The following is a 3,397-nucleotide window of genomic DNA, read 5'->3' on the forward strand; positions in this document are numbered from 1 at the left end:
ATCTTATATACTATATATAAATGCCTAGTTCTGAAAATGCCTAGTATCTAGAGATGTAGTTTATGGCAGACAAATATAGTTCTGTTCTGACCCTACATACATTTCGCTAGGATTAGCCCCTAATATCTTTCGATTTTAGAGTATTGAATGTCTATAAATTTGTCTGATATACTACACAAGCTAACCTAAATATTATCTAAGAAGTAGCAATAAATCGATTGATAAGCCAAAACTAATATAAGGACTTATACAAGAGGAAAGGGCACTTGTACGGGGTAATTCTACAGTTTTTATAATCACCTTTGTCCAACTACTCACTAGGAGATTTTGCCGTTAGCACGGTTTCTTGTAGAAAAGTATTGCTTATTCGCCCCAGTCCCCATTCGCCGATTATGAAAAACTTATTATTTAAAATATCTTAACCCATTACTAACCTGATATTTGCTGATATATTCCACATTTTGTTGCTCTAATTTTGACAGCAATTTAGGTGGAAATGTCTTTGGTGAATATATAGGACGATACCAAGGTTGGTTATTAAAGTAATTTTGCAATTCAATATTATCAAAACGGCGGCCATGAATGGCAAAAATCGAATTTCGCATAATATCTAGTTCAAAACCGCTTTTACCATCCAAATCTGCATCGCTTACAAGTCTTTGAGAAAGCCAGAAATAGTTGTTGTGAGTCGTGGTATCAACTGGCACTATTGATGTAGTCGAGGAAGGTGATTGAGTTGGAACAGATGGGGTAATTGGTGTAAATGTGGGAGTTTCTATCACTGGGCTTGTAACATTTGACGGTGTTTCTGAAGGTAATACCGTTTTGTCTGCTGTAGGTTGAGAAGATTTTGGTAACACTTGGCTAATAATCACAGATGCACCAATTAACCCACCTGCAATCAAACTGCCCATGAGAATATTATTCTGACTAGTACTACTTTGAGGGCTAGGCTGTGGTTTGACAGGCACTGTCTGAGGTGGCGGTGCAGAGACTACAATTGATGGAGTCAAGAGGGGTTGCGTCGGTGGAATTGGATTTGCTATGCTCTGCAAAGAATCCAGCATTGCTCTGGCTGTGGAGTAGCGATCGCGTGGATGATAAGCGATCGCCTGATCAATTACTCTTGCCATAATTGGGCTAACATGACTCGCATATTGCCGCCAGACAATTTCACCCGTTTGGGAATCGGTTTCTAGTTGTTGCGCCTGTTTACCAGTCAGCAAGTAAATTACCGTAATTCCTAAACTGTATAAATCACTAGAATAAACAGGTCTACCTGCGGCTTGTTCACTCGGCATATAGCCAGGTGTACCAATCACAATCGAACTGGTAGGATTACCTTGAGAATTTACTACTGTTCCCATTGACTCCCGCACAGCACCAAAATCAATCAGCACTGGTTTAGCATCCCGATGACGCACAATAATGTTATCTGGCTTAATATCGCGGTGAACGATATGTTTAGAATGAACGTAATCCAGGACAGGTAATAAATTCATAAACAATTCCTGGACAGCGTCTTCACTAAATAGCCCCTGCTTCTGAACTTTTCCACTTAAGGTATCGCCTTCAACCCATTCTTGAACTAAGTAAAATTGTCCACCTGAAGAGAAGTAGGCATATAATGCCGGAATTTGGTCATTTGTGCCACCGAGTTCTTCTAAAATAGCTGCTTCGCGTTGAAACCTCTCTTGTACTAACTGGTAAATTTGGGGATTGTTGTGAATCGGTCTTAACTGTTTAACCACACAATGGCGCTTTGAAGGCATATAGGTATCTTCAGCTAGATAGGTTTCACCAAACCCACCAGCCCCCAGTGTGCGGATAACTTGATAGCGATCGTTCAGCAGCTGTATTGTCATGGGAGATTACAAACGATATTCATAAGATAGTTTTCCCCAAAACTACCTTCATTTCAAATCTAGTAAACCTTCTTCTTTCAATTTAGGATTGAAGCGAATTTGCATTTGCAAACCGCGCACTTCTAACAATTGCGTTGAAATTTCTGCTTCTACTCTGCGTGCCACATTTTTAAGAACTTTTATTTGTGCTAATTCATCATTAGCTGGATTTTCATATTTAGCCTGTTCTTCAGCTGTCATTGCAACTTTGACATCAATGGGATGAGTCCATTTTTCCTTTTGATCCCCATTACCCCAAGGCACACTGCCATTTTCAGCAATCCAAGCATTTTCAGTATTTTCTAAAATTGTGCGACTAGGGCGTTCAATAGTTTGAACTTTCACCCAATAGCATTGCTGTGGCTGACGAACTAAATGCTGTTTGAGGCTGAGGAAAACATCACGAGAGTATCCTACAAATTGCAGCACTTTTTCTTGGTCAAAAATAGCATAAACACCGATTTTACCTTGAAATTGTTCGGGTAATTGGCCGCGATCGTCTATATAAGGAATATACTCCAGAGTTGCCAAAGAAGAAAGATTTGTTTCAGAAGCCATACATCAAATATCAAACTTACTATTTGCCTTCAGGATTTAAAATTGCGAATTAGAAAAATTATCTTTAAAATTATTCATTACTCAATTTTTGGTAAATTGCACAAAGGCGACTGGGTTTAAAAATCTTAGCACTGAACATGAAATTTGGTGGCACATTAATGATGACATACTCATCAGATTCATGATATTTTTCAAATTCTGCTGGCATTCCTTTAGTGGTAGTTAAGCTATAAGGAACTGGCTGGAAAAGTAATTCTGTAAATTGAAGCCGCTCACACCCCAACTGTTGGCAAATTTGGTTCAAAAAAGCAACGCTTGTCAATAAATTGAATAGAGTTTCTTGAGCTTGTGCTCCAAGAGTGAAACTTCCATCAAAGTTCTGAACGATTTTAAGGGGCATTTTCTATATTACTAGCTAGTTATTAACGACTAAGTGATGATAGAGGAGAGGCAATATGTTATACAGAGTATACAGAGTCATCCAAATGTGATGGGCAACGAAGCCTACCTCTTTGTGCAGATAAACTTGGTTAAAAATAACCACTTTAAGATCAGCCTATTGGATTATGGAACTTTTGTCAGCTACACAATGAAGCTTGCATCGTTAAGAAGCATGAAGTTTTGGTGATAGTTAATTTATCCCTAATACTGTAAAAATAATTAAGTTTGGCTGTCAACAAGGCTCATTTCGACAGTTTCTGGTAAGGCAATTGCTATGTCTAAATTTATTTTTAGAAATATCTCAATTTTTCAATCAACCTGTATGTGATAAATAGTGGCACACTTAAAACTTGACGATTCTTTATATAAACAAAAAGCCCCAGGCTGTATGAGCGTGGGGCTTTATGTATGAGTTATAAAACCTGGCATCGAGCTATTTTTGCGTAGGGCAACCCCTAAACTATCGTTGCCGCAGCAGCGTTTCACCTCTGAGT

At 38.5% G+C, this 3,397-nt stretch carries 3 protein-coding genes; all 3 read right to left on the minus strand.

The features are described 5' to 3' along the window. Nucleotides 1-404: 404 nt before the first annotated feature. Nucleotides 405-1,865, minus strand: a complete 1,461-nt coding sequence (locus tag IQ229_RS19215) for a protein kinase domain-containing protein (protein WP_194046488.1) — start codon at nt 1,863-1,865, stop codon at nt 405-407. 48 nt (nt 1,866-1,913) lie between these two features. Then, a complete protein-coding gene (locus IQ229_RS19220) occupies nt 1,914-2,462 on the minus strand; it encodes a GIY-YIG nuclease family protein (RefSeq protein ID WP_194046490.1) in 549 nt (182 codons plus the stop codon). A 70-nt stretch (nt 2,463-2,532) separates the two neighbouring features. Further along, nucleotides 2,533-2,862 carry a hypothetical protein gene (locus IQ229_RS19225; RefSeq protein WP_194046492.1) on the minus strand — a complete coding sequence of 110 codons (330 nt, stop codon included), beginning with the start codon at nt 2,860-2,862 and terminating at the stop codon, nt 2,533-2,535. Nucleotides 2,863-3,397 lie beyond the last annotated feature (535 nt).

This window comes from Nostoc cf. edaphicum LEGE 07299, assembly GCF_015207245.1.
Taxonomy (GTDB): domain Bacteria; phylum Cyanobacteriota; class Cyanobacteriia; order Cyanobacteriales; family Nostocaceae; genus Nostoc; species Nostoc edaphicum_B.